This window comes from Corallococcus sp. AB018 (assembly GCF_003986945.1).
GTDB lineage: Bacteria > Myxococcota > Myxococcia > Myxococcales > Myxococcaceae > Corallococcus > Corallococcus exiguus.
This window is the reverse complement of the sequence record NZ_RAWR01000245.1, coordinates 1-15,399: the sequence shown is the minus strand read 5'-3', so window position 1 is coordinate 15,399 and position 15,399 is coordinate 1. Positions and strand designations below refer to the sequence as shown.

12 protein-coding genes are annotated in these 15,399 nt (G+C 71.5%); 8 read left to right on the top strand and 4 right to left on the bottom strand.

The window, feature by feature from the left end; all coding sequences use genetic code 11:
* From rho to D7Y11_RS36330, 7 genes are all read left to right on the top strand, one after another.
* A partial coding sequence (rho, locus tag D7Y11_RS36360) for a transcription termination factor Rho (RefSeq protein ID WP_126935967.1) occupies nucleotides 1–1,531 on the top strand: 1,531 nt, incomplete at its 5' end.
* 59 nt (nucleotides 1,532–1,590) lie between these two features.
* A complete protein-coding gene (locus tag D7Y11_RS36355) occupies nucleotides 1,591–1,857 on the top strand; it encodes a hypothetical protein (protein WP_120580095.1) in 267 nt (88 codons plus the stop codon).
* Nucleotides 1,858–1,861: 4 nt separating this feature from the next.
* On the top strand, nucleotides 1,862–3,754 hold the full coding sequence (locus D7Y11_RS36350) for a DUF4129 domain-containing protein (RefSeq protein WP_126935966.1): 1,893 nt from the start codon (nucleotides 1,862–1,864) through the stop codon (nucleotides 3,752–3,754).
* Nucleotides 3,747–5,024 (top strand): DUF4350 domain-containing protein, encoded by a 1,278-nt coding sequence (locus D7Y11_RS36345; protein ID WP_126935965.1) that lies wholly within the window; start codon nucleotides 3,747–3,749, stop codon nucleotides 5,022–5,024. The genes D7Y11_RS36350 and D7Y11_RS36345 overlap by 8 nt, the downstream gene beginning before the upstream one ends.
* Nucleotides 5,021–6,022, top strand: a complete 1,002-nt coding sequence (locus D7Y11_RS36340) for a MoxR family ATPase (RefSeq protein WP_121755617.1) — start codon at nucleotides 5,021–5,023, stop codon at nucleotides 6,020–6,022. Before D7Y11_RS36345 ends, D7Y11_RS36340 begins: the two co-directional genes overlap by 4 nt.
* Complete coding sequence (locus D7Y11_RS36335; RefSeq protein ID WP_126935964.1) at nucleotides 6,019–7,326, top strand: DUF58 domain-containing protein; 1,308 nt, start codon at nucleotides 6,019–6,021, stop codon at nucleotides 7,324–7,326. The genes D7Y11_RS36340 and D7Y11_RS36335 overlap by 4 nt, the downstream gene beginning before the upstream one ends.
* A gap of 9 nt (nucleotides 7,327–7,335) precedes the next feature.
* Nucleotides 7,336–7,860, top strand: a complete 525-nt coding sequence (locus D7Y11_RS36330; RefSeq protein ID WP_120580100.1) for a GNAT family N-acetyltransferase — start codon at nucleotides 7,336–7,338, stop codon at nucleotides 7,858–7,860.
* Here the strand turns inward: D7Y11_RS36330 and D7Y11_RS36325 are convergent.
* The 3 genes from D7Y11_RS36325 to D7Y11_RS36315 all read right to left on the bottom strand — a co-directional run bounded on the left by D7Y11_RS36325 (nucleotide 7,857) and on the right by D7Y11_RS36315 (nucleotide 10,982).
* Entirely contained in the window at nucleotides 7,857–8,300 is a 444-nt protein-coding gene (locus D7Y11_RS36325) for an inorganic diphosphatase (RefSeq protein WP_172814831.1), read from the bottom strand. The genes D7Y11_RS36330 and D7Y11_RS36325 overlap by 4 nt on opposite strands.
* Nucleotides 8,297–9,310 (bottom strand): stage II sporulation protein M, encoded by a 1,014-nt coding sequence (locus D7Y11_RS36320; RefSeq protein ID WP_120580101.1) that lies wholly within the window; start codon nucleotides 9,308–9,310, stop codon nucleotides 8,297–8,299. Before D7Y11_RS36320 ends, D7Y11_RS36325 begins: the two co-directional genes overlap by 4 nt.
* Before the next feature lie 100 nt (nucleotides 9,311–9,410).
* The gene (locus D7Y11_RS36315) at nucleotides 9,411–10,982 is read right to left on the bottom strand and encodes a bifunctional UDP-sugar hydrolase/5'-nucleotidase (RefSeq protein WP_120580102.1); all 1,572 of its coding nucleotides are present in this window, start codon (nucleotides 10,980–10,982) and stop codon (nucleotides 9,411–9,413) included.
* Between the two features lie 51 nt (nucleotides 10,983–11,033).
* Here D7Y11_RS36315 and D7Y11_RS36310 point away from each other — a divergent pair, with 51 nt between their 5' ends.
* Complete coding sequence (locus tag D7Y11_RS36310) at nucleotides 11,034–12,545, top strand: hypothetical protein (RefSeq protein WP_126935963.1); 1,512 nt, start codon at nucleotides 11,034–11,036, stop codon at nucleotides 12,543–12,545.
* A gap of 1 nt (nucleotide 12,546) precedes the next feature.
* Here the strand turns inward: D7Y11_RS36310 and D7Y11_RS36305 are convergent.
* Nucleotides 12,547–15,399: cyclic nucleotide-binding domain-containing protein (locus D7Y11_RS36305; protein ID WP_126935962.1), on the bottom strand; the 2,853-nt coding region annotated here is incomplete at its 5' end.

The window sequence follows — 15,399 nt, the reverse complement described above, 5'->3', positions numbered from 1 at the left end:
CCCCGAGGCGGACGATGACGGCGGTGACGACGAGGGCGACGAGGGCCCCGACGACGGTGAGGCCTCCGCGGGTGGCGCTGGCCAGAACGGCGCCCCCGGAGCCGCTGGCCAGGGCGGCCGCCGCCGCCGTCGCCGCCGCCGCCGTCGTGGCGCGCAGGTGCACCTCACCCCGGAAGGCCAGGCCTACCGCATGCAGGCGGGCCCGGACGGCCAGCAGGTGCAGGTCTTCCTGACGCCGCAGGAGCTGGAGCAGTACCGCCAGCGCCAGGCGCAGCAGCAACAGCAGCCGCCCCAGGGCGGCGGCCAGCCGCAGGGCCAGGAGAGCCGCCCGCAGGACGGCGGCCAGCCGCAACCGCCGCCGCAGCGGCACGAGCACCCGCGCCATCAGCAACAGCAGCGCGGCGGCGGGCACGCCCAGGGCGCGCCGCAGCAGAACCTGGCGCCCGTGGAGGGCGTGCTGGACACGGAGTCCAAGGGCCCCAACGCGTTCCTGCGTCAGGTGAAGCGCAACCTGCTGGCGTCGCCGGACGACCCGGAGATGCCGAAGAACCTGGTGCAGAAGCTGCGCCTGCGGCAGGGCCAGTACCTCACCGCGTTCGCGCAGATGCGCGGCCACAAGGGCGTCATCCAGAAGGTGGACACGGTGGACGGCCGCCCGCTGGAGGGCGCGCCCCGGCTGCCGCACTTCGCGGACCTCACCTCCGTGGACCCCACCGAGCGGCTGAAGCTGGAGAGCGGCCACAAGGAGATGGTCACGCGCGTGCTGGACCTCATCGCGCCCATCGGCAAGGGTCAGCGCGCGCTCATCGTCGCCCCGCCCAAGACGGGCAAGACGATCATGCTCCAGCGCATCGCGCAGGCCGTCATCCAGAACCACCCGGAGTGCCACGTCATGGTGGTGCTCATCGACGAGCGCCCGGAAGAAGTGACGGACATGCGCCGGAGCATCAAGGCGGAGGTCATCGCCTCCAGCTCCGACCGGCCCACGGGTGACCACCTCAAGGTCGCGGAGCTCGCGCTGGAGCGCGCCCGCCGGCTGGTGGAATCCGGCAAGGACGTGGTCATCCTCCTGGACTCCATCACCCGCCTGGCGCGCGCCTACAACAAGGAAGTGGACAGCTCCGGCCGCACCATGACGGGCGGCGTGGACAGCCGCGCCCTGGAGCGCCCCAAGCGCATCTTCGGCGCCGCGCGCGCCACGGAGGAGGCGGGCTCGCTCACCATCATCGGCACGGCGCTCATCGACACCGGCAGCCGCATGGACGAGGTGATCTTCGAGGAGTTCAAGGGCACGGGTAACTCCGAGGTCACCCTGGACCGCCTGCTCGCGGAGAAGCGCATCTTCCCGGCCATCAACATCCCCCAGTCCGGCACGCGCAAGGAGGAGAAGCTCTTCACCCTGCGCGAATACGAGAAGGTGAAGAAGCTGCGGCAGATGCTCTTCTCCGTGAAGCCGGTGGAGGCCATGGAGGCGCTCGTCAAACGCCTGGGCCGGTACACCTACAACGACGAGTTCTTCGACGAGATGTAGTCCCCGGGAAGCCCGCGCGGGGGTGGTGTGGCGAGCCCTGGATTGCGTAAGGTGAGCGCATGATTCAGGGCTCGGGCCGCTGCCACTACCACCCGGACCGCGCGGGCCTGGGCGTCTGCGTGGAGTGTCGGCGCGTCATCTGCCGCGAGTGCACCACGCAGTTCGAGGGCATCAACCGCTGCGCCAGCTGCCTCGAGAAGCGCCGCAAGGCGCTGGAGGGGCCGCTGCCACGGCGCGAGTGGAGCGTGGCGCACGTGGTGCTGGCGCTCGTGGGCGTCGTGCTCGTGTGGGGCGGCGTCCTGTTGGCGGCGCACGCGGTGAGCTGACGCGATGGCCGTCTCCGCACTGGAATTGCGCCCCCGGGGTCCGGTGGCCTTGATGGACGCGGCGCTGCGCCTGTGCGCGCGCGACGCGGGCGTGTGGGCCCTCACGCTGCCGGGTGGCGCGGCGGTGGTGGCCGCGCTGCTGCACCTGGTGGACGCCGTGGATCATGGGCGCTCCCCTACCCTGCCCGCGCTGTACGTGACGCTCGCGTGGTTCCTGCGGGGCGTGGGCCAGGGCGCGGCGTGCCACTACGTTCAAGAGGTGCTGCTGGGCGCGAAGGCGGAGCCGTCCGTGCGCCAATCCCTGCGCGCGGCGATGGAGAGGCTGCCCAGCCTGTTCATCGCGGTGGCGTACCTGGCGCTCTTCAACGTGCTGACGTTGACCTTCTCGCTGGGCATCGCGCTGTTCCTCCTCTCCGCGCAGGGCGTGGGCTACGCGGCGACGATGCAGGGCCGGGGCAGCCCGCTGAAGCTGTACGCGGTGGGCTCGAAGCTGTTGGGCCCGTCGCGAGGGACGGCCACCGCGGTGCGCTGGCTGATGGGCGTGCAGGTGCTGGTGTTCCTCAACCTGCACGTGGGGCTCAACTTCCTGCTGTATCTCGGGCGGCAGCTCGTGGGCATCGACCTGACGTTCGCGGAGCGGTTCGCGTCGTTGGACAACCCGCCGTGGCTCGTGTTCCTCGCCGCGACGACGTTCGCCCTCTTCGAGCCCCTGCGCGCGGCGACCGCCACGTTGCTGCTGGTGGACGGACGCGTGCGGCAGGAAGGCCTGGACCTGCTGGCCGCCGTTCAACAGCTCCCGGAGCGGAGTACGCAGCGAGGGGTGCTCGCATCCAAGGGCGTGGCCGCGGCGCTGCTGCTGGCCACGGGCCTGCTGCTCGCGGTCCCAGCGCCGGTGGAGGCCGCGCCGGAGGCCACCGCGCCCGTGGACCGCAAGGCGCTGCGCACCCGGCTGGAGAAGGTCGCGACGGAGTGCGAGCTGCCTGAACAGGTGGAGGGCACGGCGCTCAAGGACTTCGACGCGCTGAACGCGCGGGAGACGGTCAAGCTCGAGCGCTTCGTGCGCCACCTGGAGCAGCTGGCCTACGACGACGAGGACTGCGAGACGGCGGCGGTGGCGCTGGAGAACGGGCTCGCGCAGGTGACGGCCACGGCCGAGGCCCAGGCGCGCGCGGATGCGCGTGCGGCCACGGACCGGGCGCGGGCCATCCTTGCGCGGCCGGAGTTCCAGGAGCGCCCGGAGAAGGCCCCGGCCGAACCCAAGGAGGAAGAGGTCCCTCCTTCGGAGCCGAGCTGGTGGCGCCGCTTCATCGACAAGCTGGGCGAGTGGTTGAGGGACTTCTTCAAGCGCAACAACCCGCGGCCCCAGTCGCATGACACGGCCCTGCCCGTGAGCGGAGGCGCGGCGGCGAACGCCCTCGTCGTGATGCTGGTCGCGCTGACGCTGGCGGTGCTGGGAGTGGTGGTCGTGAACGTGCTGCGGCGCAAGCGCGAGAAGTCGGGCCCGGCGCTGGAGGTGAGCACCATGGACGCCGCGGCGCTCGCGGGCAGCCCGGACCACGCGCTGTCGCGTCCGCCCGAGGGCTGGGCGCATCTGGCCGACGCGCTGGCCGCGAAGGGCGAGTACCGCGAGGCGGTGCGCAACCTGTACCTCGCGCTCCTGTCGCGCCTGCATCGTGACGGCGCCATCCACTACGACGAGACGCTGTCCAACTGGGACTACCTGCGCGCGTTCCGGGGCCGCCCGGAGGTGAAGGCCCCATTCCGTGAGCTGACGCGCCGCTTCGACTTCGCGTGGTACGGCAACGTGCCCGTGAGCGCCGACGGCTATACCGAGTTCCGCGCCATCACCGCCCCGCTGCTCGCCGCGCCAGCCGCGCAGGAGGCCGTCGGTGCGTGACCGTTTCCCGCTGCTCGTGCTGGGAAGCCTGCTGCTCGCGGGCGTGCTCGGGGCGTTCCTGGTGCGCGGCGCCCAGCGCGGCGGCTTCGCGGATCCGCTGTCCACCTTCCGCGCGGAACCGGACGGCGCGCGTGCCCTCTACCTGCTCGCGCAGGAGAGCGGCCTGCCGGTGACGCGCAACATGGCGGACCTGCGCCTGCTCACCGGTCATGAGGCGCTGGTGCTGCTCGCCGTGGAGGTCCAGGACTCGCACGAGGAGGATCCGGATCAGACGCGGCTCGCCTCGGATCCAGACGCGGGCGTGGACGACGAGGAAGCGCCGCACACGGGCTTCAATGCCCTGCGGGCGCAGCAGTTGGACGACGACGAGGTGGAGCGCGTGCTGTCCCATGTCCGCGCCGGTGCCTCGCTCGTGTACGTGCCCTGGGGCTCGAAGGAGAACGCGCTCCTGGACGAGTTGGGCGTGAAGCTGGACAAGGCGGACGTGACGCTGCCCATGCGCACGCTGGTGCCGTCGCTGCCCACGCCGTACACGCTGGGCGTGGAGCGCGTGGAGGCGAAGGTCCAGGCCTACCTCCGGCTGCCGGAGGGCGCCGTCACGGTGCTGGAAGATGAACGCCTGGGCTTCCCCGTGGCGGCGGTGATTCACGCGGGCAAGGGCCGGGTGCTGGTGGTGGGCGCCCCGGAGCTCGCGATGAACCCGGCGCTCGCGAGGGCGGACAACGCGCAGTTCTGGCTGAGCGCGCTGGAGGCCCTGGGCCCCGGCCCCTTCGCCTTCGACGAGTTCCACCACGGCTTCACCAACGAGCGCTCGCTCGTGGACTTCGCGCGCCGCTACGGCCTCCACTTCGCCGTCGCGCAGCTGCTCCTGGGCGTCGTGCTGTGGGCGGGCGCGCTGAAGCGCTTCGGCCGTCCGCTCCCTCCGCCGGAGTCCATGCGCGTGGGCGCCACGGACGCCCTCTTCGCCATGAGCCGCCTGTATCGCGAGGGCCAGCACCACGGCTTCGCCGCGGGACTCATCTCGCGCGGCCTCACGCAGCAGTTGGCGCCGCTCGCGGGCCTGCCTTCGCACTCCACCGCGGTCGCCGTCGCGGAAGGGCTGCGCACGCGCGGACGCCAGGACCTGGCGGACGGGCTGCTCGACGTGACCCGCCAGTCCGAGACTGTCCGCACGGACGCCGACATCCAGGCCCTCGCCACTTCCGCCGCGCGACTGCGCGAGCGCATCCACCCCGCCGGCACCGGCCGGCCCCGCCCCGGAACAACATGAACGCCCCGCCCTTCTCCCCTCCTCCCTTCCCGGACACCGGCAACGCCGTGCGGGCCGCGAACGCCATCCGTGAGGGCGTCCTCGCGGAGGTGCGCAAGGCCGTGGTCGGGCAGGACGAACCACTGGAGCTGATGCTCTGCGGGCTCGTGGCCGGCGGACACATCCTGCTGGAGGGCGTGCCCGGCGTGGCCAAGACGCTGATGGCCAAGGCGCTGTCGCGCAGCGTGGGTGCGGACTTCAAGCGCATCCAGTTCACGCCGGACCTGATGCCCGCGGACATCCTGGGCACCAGCGTCTTCGACCTGAAGTCCCAGGCCTTCGTGCTCGCGCGAGGCCCCATCTTCACGGACCTGCTGCTGGCGGACGAAATCAACCGCGCTCCCGCGAAGACGCAGTCCGCGCTGCTGGAGGCCATGCAGGAGCGCGCCGTGTCGCTGGAGGGCAAGAACCTCCAGCTGTCGCCCATGTTCACGGTGTTCGCCACGCAGAACCCGGTGGAGTCCGAGGGCACGTACCCGCTCCCCGAGGCACAGCTGGACCGCTTCCTCCTGAAGATCGACGTGGGCTACCCCGCGCCGGAGGAGGAGGACGCCATCCTCGAGTCCGTGCACCGGGGCTTCGACGCGGGCGACCTGGCGCGCGCGGGCGTGAACGCGGCGGTGACGAAGGACGACCTGCTCCAGGCGCGCTCGGCGCTCAGCACGGTGAACGTGGAGCCGCCGGTCCTCGGGTACATCCGCAAGGTGGTGGCGGCGACGCGGAGCTCGCCCAACATCCGTCTGGGCGCGGGACCGCGCGCGGGCGTGCACCTGCTGCTCGCGTCGAAGGCGCTGGCGGTGCTGCGGGGCCGCGACTTCGTCACGCCGGACGACGTGCGCTTCCTGGTGGGCCCGGTGCTGCGTCACCGGCTGCTCCTCTCGCCGGACGCGGAGCTGGACGGGGCCACGCCCGCGGACGTGCTGCGCGAGGTGGTCCAGGGCGTCGAGGTCCCCCGGTGATTCCCTCCGAGCGCCTGTGGGGGCTGCTTGCCCTGCTCGCGCTGCCCATGGCGCTGGCGGGCTTCTTCCCGGGCCTGGGCGGCGCGGTGCTGGCGCTGGACGCGCTGGCCGTGGCGCTGGCCGCGTTCGACTTCCTCCAGGCCCGCCGCGTGCGGCTGGAGGTGGAGCGCCTGTTGCCGGAGCGCCTCAACGTGGGCGTGGCCAATCGCGTCGAGCTGCGCCTGGTGCACCGGGGCGGAGGCACGGTGGAGGTGCGCGTGAAGGACGACGCGCCGCCGTCGTTCACCGTGGAGCCCTCGGAGGCGACGCTGCGCCTCACGCCGGACAGCCAGACACATTGGGTGTACCGGGCCACGCCCGCGAAGCGAGGCAAGTTCAGCTTCGGCGCCGTGCACGTGCGCGTTCGCGGTCCGCTGGGGCTCGTCTCGCACGAGCGCACGTTCCCGGCCGAGCGCTCGGTGTCGGTGTACCCGGACCTGCGAGGAGCCCGCAGGCTGCTGTTGTCCGGCGCGGCGCTGGACCTGGTGAACCTGGGTCTGCGGCAGCTGCGGCGTGACGGCCAGGGCAGCGAGTTCGCGCGCCTGCGCGACTACGCCCAGGGCGACAGCGTGCGCGACGTGGACTGGAAGGCCACCGCGCGTCGGGGCAAGCCGGTGACGCGGGTGTTGGAGTCGGAGCGCTCGCAGGCGCTGATCATCTGCGTGGACGCGGGGCGCTCCATGGCGGCCCAGGTGGACGGCCTCACCAAGTTGGATCACGCGGTGAACGCGGCGCTGTTCCTCGCCTTCGTGGCCATCCGCAACGGGGACCGAGTGGGCCTGGCCCTCTTCGCGGACGGGGTGAAGGCCTACCTGCCGCCCGCGGCGGGCCGGGGCCAGTACCGCAAGCTGGTGGACACGCTCTACTCCACGACGCCCAGCCTCACGTACGTGGACTACCTGGCGCTCTTCAAGGAACTGAACGTGCGCCTCAATCGGCGCAGCCTGCTGTGCGTCTTCACGGACTTCCTCGACGAGGAGCAGGCCGGAACGCTGGTGGCCCCGCTGCACCGGCTGGCCCGCCGCCACGTCCCGCTGTGCCTGTCCGTGAAGGACACCGCATTGCAGAAGCTGCTGCGCACGCCGCCGTCAGGACCGGAGGAAGCGTTCCAGCACGCGGTGGCGTCGGAGCTGCTCACGGACCGCGAGGTGCTCAAGGCGCGCGTGAGCAAGGGCGGCGTGCAGATGCTGGACGTCGCACCGGATGAACTGAGCCTCGCGGCCGTGAATCGGTACCTCGACATCAAGGCGCGCGGCGTTCTGTAGGGGGGAGCCATGACCCGGACGGCATTCCAGACAGCGGACTTCACGGCGGTCCCCGTCGACGACAACGACACGCACGTCCTGCAACCGCTCCTCGACCGCTGCGAGGACTACCATCAGATCGCCTATGGCCGCCCCGCGCTTCCGGATCAGGCCCGGAACATCCCTCGCGCGCGTCCGCCCACGCTCGCCCCCGGACAGGGCCACCTCTTCGCGCTTCGCGACGCGCAGAGCGGCCTCGCGGGGATGCTCGAAGCGCTGCGCGACTTTCCGGCGCCGGGTGAGTGGTACATCGGCCTGCTCCTCCTCGCCCCAGAGGCCCGGGGCCACGGCCGTGGCGAGGCCGTGCTGAACGCCTACGAGGCCTACGCGCGCGCGAACGGCGGCCGGCTGCTGCGAGTGGCGGTGGTGGAGCACAACGACACCGGGCGCCGCTTCTGGACGCGCGTGGGCTTCCAACCAGAGCAGTGGGTGGGCCCCATCCAGCAGGGCCTCCGGATGAACCGGGTCCTGAAGATGACGAAGGCCCTCGGCTAGGCCTCGGGTCCCTCACGCAGCCAGCCCACGAAGCGCGTGTCGGGCACGTCGCCGCGCACGCGGTGCAGACCCCGCTTGAACAGGGCATAGACGCGGAAGAAGCGCTCCAGGCCCGCGCGCTCGGCGGGCGTCATCGGATGCGTCCCGCACACCACCTTCGGGTCGCCCTTCCCCGCGTCGATGAAGCCCAGCACGGCCACCACCGGCATGCGCACGCGCTGACCCTGCGACAGCCGAGGCCCCAGCACCACCGCGTCCAGCGGGTCTCCATCATCCGACAGCAGGCCCGGAATGGAGCCGTAGTTGTACGGACACGGCAGCGGCGACACGAAGTCCACCGAGCCGTCCGCGCGCCGCTTCACCATGGAGAAGCGCGGGCACTCAATCAGCACCTCCGGCTCGCGCGGCAGCGGAGGCACGGACAGGTCCGGCCCACTCATCCCGCCAGCTCCGCCGTCGTACGCGCATCCCCGCGTCGGCCGCGCATCCAGTCCGACAGCAGGTACGCGTAGACGCCCGCCCCCACCGTGAGCGCGAAGCCGACCTTGAAGGCCACCGACAGCTTCGGAGGATGAATCTGCGACACGGTGCCTTCGATGAAGCCCGCGAGCACGAACAGCACCAGCGTGCCGAACAACATCTTCACCGCGGTCACCGCCTCCTTGCGCAGCGCCTGCCCGCGAGACAACCCACCCGGCGCCACCATGCCCCGAGCGATGACGAGCCCCGCCGCGCCCGCGATGCAGATGGCCGAAATCTCCGGGATGCCGTGCGGGAGGATCCACGCCCAGAACCACCCGGCCATCCCCTTCGCCGCGTACACCTGCGCGAGCGCCCCCAGGAACAGGCCGTTGACGAACAGCATCACCGCCGTGCCCAGCCCCAGCGTGACGCCCAGCGCGAACGCCAGGAAGGCCACCTGGATGTTGTGCGTGAAGAGGAACGTCGTGAACTGGGCCTGCTCCTCCACGGTCATGCCTTTGCCCGCGGCCTCGTCCGCGGCGCGCTTCACGGGGTCCAGGCTCATGTGCTGCCCGGGCACCAGGTAGTGCCCGGCGTCCGGATCCACCACCATGCCCACGTAGCCGAAGCCCGCGCCCGCCAGGAACAGCAGCACCGACGCCACGTACATGCGCCACTCATGACGCAGGAGCGCCGGGAAGCCGCGCGCCACGAAGGCCCACACGTCCGCGAACCGGGGCCGGCGGCCCGGATACGTCAGCGCGTACGCGCGGCCCACCAGGTCGTTGAGGTACGCGCTCACATCCGCGGAGCCGCTGCGCGCGCGCACCCACAACAGGTCGCTGGAGACGGCGCGGTACAGCTTCCCCAACGAGCGGGCCTCGTCCAGGCTCAGCTTGCGCAGCCCCTCGCCCTCGGACTTGTCCAGCAGCGACTCCAGTTGCTGCCAGCGCGGGCGCCGCGTCTCGATGAACTCCGCCATCTCCATGGGCCCACTCTAACCGAGCCCCGGAAACGGCGAGGCGCCGGCCGCCCTCCCCGTTTCGAGGGAGGACTCCGGCGCCCCGGTGCTTCAGGACCGCGAAGCGCTACTTGACCAGCTTCTCCAGCGGCTTCGCCTCGGTGGAGGCCTGGGCCTCCGTCCACTCGACAACGGGCGTCTGCCAAGCCATGCCCGTCTCCGCCGGGTCCGTGTCCAGCTTCTCGAAGTCGAAGCCGTCACCGCCGAAGTACAGGTACTCGACCGTGGCGACCGTGTACTCCTTCTTCGGATCCAGCGCCTTGCCCTGGGCGTCCTTGAACTTGCCCTTGCCCGCCGCGGTGAAGCCGGCCACGAGCGCGTCCGGGTTCGCCAGCTGCTTGGCCAGGTCCTCGCCCTTGAGCTTCACGGTGAGCAGCGAGTTCTCGAACGGCATCGCCGAGTACACGCTGCCCAGCGTCACTTCACCCTTGGCCAGGCCATTGCGGATGCCGCCCTTGTTGAGGATGGCCCCGTCGGTGTTGAGCTGCGTGCGCACCGCGCCCGCCACCCACTTCGCCATCAGCGGCGAGTCCTGCGGGATGCCCGTCTTGGTGAAACCGATCTTCCGGCCCAGCGCCTGGTCCACCTTCGTCTGCCACTCCGCGATGCGCTTCGCCGTCTCCGCGTCCGGCGTGCCGCCCGCGACCTCGACGACCTTCGTGTCCACGCCGGTCAGCTTCTGGCCCGCCGGCTTCGCCGGGTCGAACTTCAGCTGCGCGCGCAGGTACGAATCGAAGCCGCGACCCAGCGACGCGTACGTGGTGTCACCCTCGGTCTTCACGCCCGGGGCGTCCGTGCCGCAGCGGCCACCGGCCACCAGCGACACCTTCCAGTCCGCGTGCTTCGCCAGCACCGGCTGCAGGTCCGTGGGGCACTGATCCGCTACCACCACCACCACGTCCGCGCCCGCCTTGCGAGCCTCGGGGATGGCCGTGTTCAGCGCGTCCTCGTTGGGGGTGACCTCCAGGCCCTCGGCGCGGCCGGACATCGCCGTGCGCACCGTCTTCTGGGAGGTGAGGCCCACCACCGCAATCTTCAGGCCCCGCCGCTCGTAGACCTGGAACGCGGGCATGGACAGGTCCTTCGCCAGCGTCGCGTCCGTCACCTTCAGGTTCGCGGCCAGGAAGGGGAAGCCCCCGGCCGTGCGGTTCTTCAGGAAGGAATCCTTGGCGTACGACAGCTCGTGGTTGCCCAGAGCAGAGGCCGCAAAGCCCATGTGCCCCATCACTTCGGCCGTCGGAGCACCCAGGAAGAAGGAGGAGATGGCCGGGCCCGTCCACAGGTCGCCCGTCGTCAGGGCGAGCGTGCCGGCATCCGGACAGGTCGCCTGGCCGTCCTTCAGCGGACCGGCACAGTGCTTTTCATCATTCACCCAACGGCCCATCAGCTCCGCGGCGCCGCCCTTGCCGTCAACGGGCAGGAGTTGGCCACGGGCGCTGCCGGTGACGAGCACCGTCACCTCAGAAGGCACGGCGGGCTTCGCGGGCTCGGCCGCCGGGGGCGGCGTGGCCGGAGCCGGCGGGGGAGTCTTCTCACAACCCGCGAGGGCTCCCAAGGCGAGGACCAGCGCGCCGGACGACAGCGTGAGCTGGCGGGAAGGACGACGGAAGGGACGCAGCGAGAGAGGGTTCGGGTTCACGGCCGGGCCTTTAGCACATCCCCAGCGTGGTAGCGTGAGGCAATGACGGGCATGAAAGGCAAGGATTTCAAGCCTTTACAGGAGGAGAAGGACGGCGGGACTCCCAGTGGACGAGGGGACTCCCGGGGCCGGAACTTCGCCTCGGAGCTGTGGGGCGAGGTTCGGGGTGGCGCCGAGCACTTCCAGTCCACGAAGGGCCAGCTGCCCAAGGGCCGCATCCGCCAGTTCTTCTACGGGGTGGCCCTGCCCTTCCACATCGCCCGCGTCACGCTCGCGAGCCCCGCGGTCCGCGCCACCTACGTGAAGGTGACCGCGCTCCAGACGGCGTTCCTGTTGGCCATCGCCGCGGGGTGGGCGTTCCACCTATTCGACGGAGAACAGGAAGCGAAGAAGCAGGAGCGGCGGAAGGAGACGCCCGAGGCCTGCGCCGCGCGTGAGCAAGCGCAGGCCCGTATCGAACAGCGGGCGAAGGAGCTGGAGGCCGCGAAGGGTGATCCGGCCGCCATGAAGAAGGCGCTCACCGCGCTCGTCGAAGAGGCCGTCAACGCGGGCAAGACCGGCGACCTTCCTCCGGAAGAAGCCGCCACCACCGCCGAGGACGCGGCGGATGAGGCCGCCACCGCCGTCGAGGAGGCAAAGGAGGAACACGCAGCGGCCGAGCCGCAAACCGGCTCCGCGCGGAACGCCGACGAGACCGCGAGCGACACCGGGGACGCGGAGGACTCCCTGGGCGACCAGATCTCCGCCATCGTCCGGGCGGAGGTGGAGGAGGCCCTGCGGGACGTCCCGGAGGCGAACGCGAAGGGCCCGCGCGTCCAGAAGGAACACCAGAAGAAGGGGTTCAACGTCGACGCGCCCAAGGTGCGCAACGGCATCTTCTTCCTGGGCAGCTGGGAGTTCTGGGCGCTCTTCTTCGGCTCGCTGAGCGCGGTGCAGTGGATCGTCGTCGCCCTGTCGCGCGACTACCACACGGTCCTGTCGCGCGAGGCCAGCCTCGCCACCGGTGTGCCTCCCGAGGACCCCGAAATCTCCCCGCGCGTGCGCCTCAACGTCCCCTGGCTGCGCGCGAAGTTCCAGCGCCGCTGGCGGGCCCTCATGCTGTTCCTGGTGGGGATTCCCGCCATCCTCCTGCTCTGCATCCCGCTGTGCTGGTTCCCGAAGTCGTTCACCATTCTCAGCAGCGTCTGGGGCTTCTGGTGGCTGCTCGTCTTCACCGCCGCCAAGAGCGACCGCGCGTGGATGGCCCCCGTCACGCGTCCGCCCTGGTTCGTGCGCGTCTGGAGCGCGCTGCCCGCCCTGCACGTGGGGCCCCTGCGCAACTACGCGGCGCGCCTGGCCCGCCGCTCGGAAGGAGTCGCCGCGCCCATCGCCGTCGTGGAGCGTCAGCCGTGGGTGTTCGCGGGGCTCGCGCTCACGCGGTTCGTGGGCAGCATCCCGCCGTTCCGCTGCTTCACGCGGCCGTTCATCCCGGTGGCCTCGGCGCACCTCATCGGCCTGGACCCCATGCAGCCGCCCGCGCTCAAGAGCGGTGAAGCCCCGCCCGCGCACGGCGCGGGGGACTGACTCACACGTCCGAGGGCGCGTTGCCTTCGGGCGGCAGGCCGCCAATGCCCTCCAGCGGCGAGGGGGGCTGCTGGGGGGCGCCCAGCTCCAGCCGCTGGCCCTCCTCACGGCGCGCGGGCAGGTCGATGACGCTCTGGAGCTGCTGGCTCACGGAGCGGAAGAAGCCCGTGAGCAGCTCCGGCCGGTCCGCGAGCAGGTCCAGGAAGTCGCGCCGGTCGATGACGAGCACGCGCGAATCCACCGCTGCCACCATGTCCGTGGGACGGGGCGCGCCGTCCAGCAGGCTCACCTCGCCAATGGCCTCCTTCGCCTGGAAGCGCAGCACGTGCTCGCCGTTGCGGAACGCGTCCACCGCGCCCTCGACGATGACGTAGAGCGCGTCGCCCGGGTCGCCCTGGCTGTAGAGCCGCTGGCCCGTCTTGTAGGACGCCTCTCGCGCCACCTCCGCGATGGCGGCGATGTCATCCACGTCGCTCTGCGAGAAGACGCTCACGCCCTCCAGGGCGAACATCCGTTGGACGATGGTATCGCTCATGTCACCCTCCTGCGGGAGCACGTCCAGGCCATTCACCCGCGCCACGTGGCGGGCGCACGCGCGCAGCACCAGGTCCTCACTCTGCACGAGCCCCGCCAGCCGCCGCCACAGACGGCCCGGCGCTCCAGGCGGCAACTCGCGGTGGTGGGCCTCCACCTGCTCCATCACCAGCTCGCGCTCCTCCTGCGCCACCAGGTTCTCCAGCAGCTCCAACGCATAGGCGCGACGGCGCGAATCGTTGCCCACCAGGTGCTGGTGGATGCGGCGCATGGCCTGCGGCGGGTGCAGGAGGCCCAAGAGGAAGAACGAAAGCTCCAGCGCCTGATCCAACCGGTCGCCCACCGCGCGGGTGAGCAGCGACTGGGGACCCAGCGCCGCCTGCACGTCGCGGAAGGCCCCCACCAGTTGGCGATACGTGTCGCGGCGGCGGCCCAGCGCCTCGTGGATGCGGTCCACGTCCACCGGGTGGTCCGGCTGCTCCTCACGCAGGCGCGACAGCTGCGCGCCGATGCGGAAGTGCAGCGCCGCGTCGTCGCGCACGTTGGAGAACAGGAGCGCGTTGAGCGCCGCGGACGAACCGATGCCGCGCAGCACGCGGGGCAGCTGCATCCGCATGGCCAGCGGCGCGGCCTTGTTGTTGAGCTGCAGCTCCAACAGCGGCGTCACCGCGTCGCCTAGCTGCACCAGCGACTCACGCGCGGCCGGACGCTCCTCGCGCCAGCCGAGGAACGGCAAGAGGCGTGGCGCCAGCTCCACGTAGCCGCCCTCGCCCACCGCCACCAGCGCCACGCGCCGCACGGAGATGTCCATGTCCTCCAGGTAGAGCGACAGCGGCCCCGCGAACCGAGGATCCTTCAGCCGGCCCAACAGCCGCGCCACCTCGCGCCGCTCGGCCACGGGTGCATGGTCACCCTTCGCCAGCAATTCACGCAGGGACTCCAGCGCCGCGGAGTTGCCCTGCGTGCGCATCAGCGCGCCAATGGCCGCGCAGCGCAGCCCCACGTCGGAGCTGGTGAGCAGCGGCGGCAAGAGCCGCTCCGCGCGCTCCGGGGACAGCCGCGCCAGGGCCCACACAGCCTGGTCGCGGGGGCGCCGGGGGCCCTCCTCCACCAGCCGCTCCAGCATGGGCGCCAGCTCGCGGGCATCCATGGACAGGGCCAGCGTCACGCCACGCTCCTGCACGCGCTCGTGGGGATGGGACAAGAGCGAGGCCAGGTGCTGCCGCAAGGGCGCGGCCTCCGCCTGCTCCAGCATGTCCACCGCGCGCAGCACCCGCTCCGGAGTGGGAGCGCCCAGCGCCTCCACGAGCAGCTTCTGCGCCTCACCACCCAGCTCCACTTCTTCCTCTTCGTGCGCGCCCACCTGCTCGCCCAGCGCCGTGAGGTACGCGGGCTTGAGGCGCACGAGCAGGAGGCCCAGCGCGGCGCACAGCGCCACCACCGCCACGGCCATGGTGATGCCGTTGGCGCCCCGGCCCGCGCCGATGAGCAGCAGGCCCGCCAGCACCACGCCGCCCTTGCGCAACAGCCCGTCCACCGCGCTGCGCAGCCCCTCGCGCTGCTCGTCCGGCACCGCCGCGTAGAGCAGCTGGATGCCCACGGGAAGGATGGAGTAGCTCACCGCCGTCTCCACCAGCCGCAGCAGGTGCACCGGCCACAGCTGCCCGGTGGCCAGCGTGGCACCCGCCAGCGGCGCGAGCACCAGCGGCACCAGCGCCAGGTACATGAGCAGGCCCATGCGCTTGAGCAGCCGCTCCGCCACGAGCAACTGGAACGCCACGCAGAACAGGCCAATCCACAGCTGCAGCGAGCCGAACAGCGCCGCCAGCCCGTCCTCGCTCAGCGTGCCCTCCACGCGCAGGCGGAAGAGGTAGTCCACGAAGGACGACAGCACCGCGAACGCGATGCCCAGCGCCGCCAGCACCTGCGCGTAGGGGCTCGCCCCCAGGTAGCTCCATGCCGGGAACCACGCCTGCAGCGAGCGCGTGCGCGGGGGCGGAGCCGGCTCCGCCTTGTGCAGGTGGTGGAAGATGGCGCCCGCGGCCAGCAGGCTCACCGCGCCGCTCACCACCACCGCGGGCGTGCCCAGCCGCACCGCCAGCGCCTGCACCAGCAGGCCGCCCGCGATGCCGCCGCCCATGCCAAAGCCATTGAGCACGGTGAAGGCCCGGCGCGCCTCGCGCGCGTCGAACGCGGACGCCATGCGGCCCCAGAAGCGGAACGACACGAACGTGCTGAAGCAGTCCGCGAACAGGTACAGCGCCAGCGCCGGCATGCGCTGCCCCGCGGACAGCGCCGCCGCCAGCCCCAGCGCCAGCAC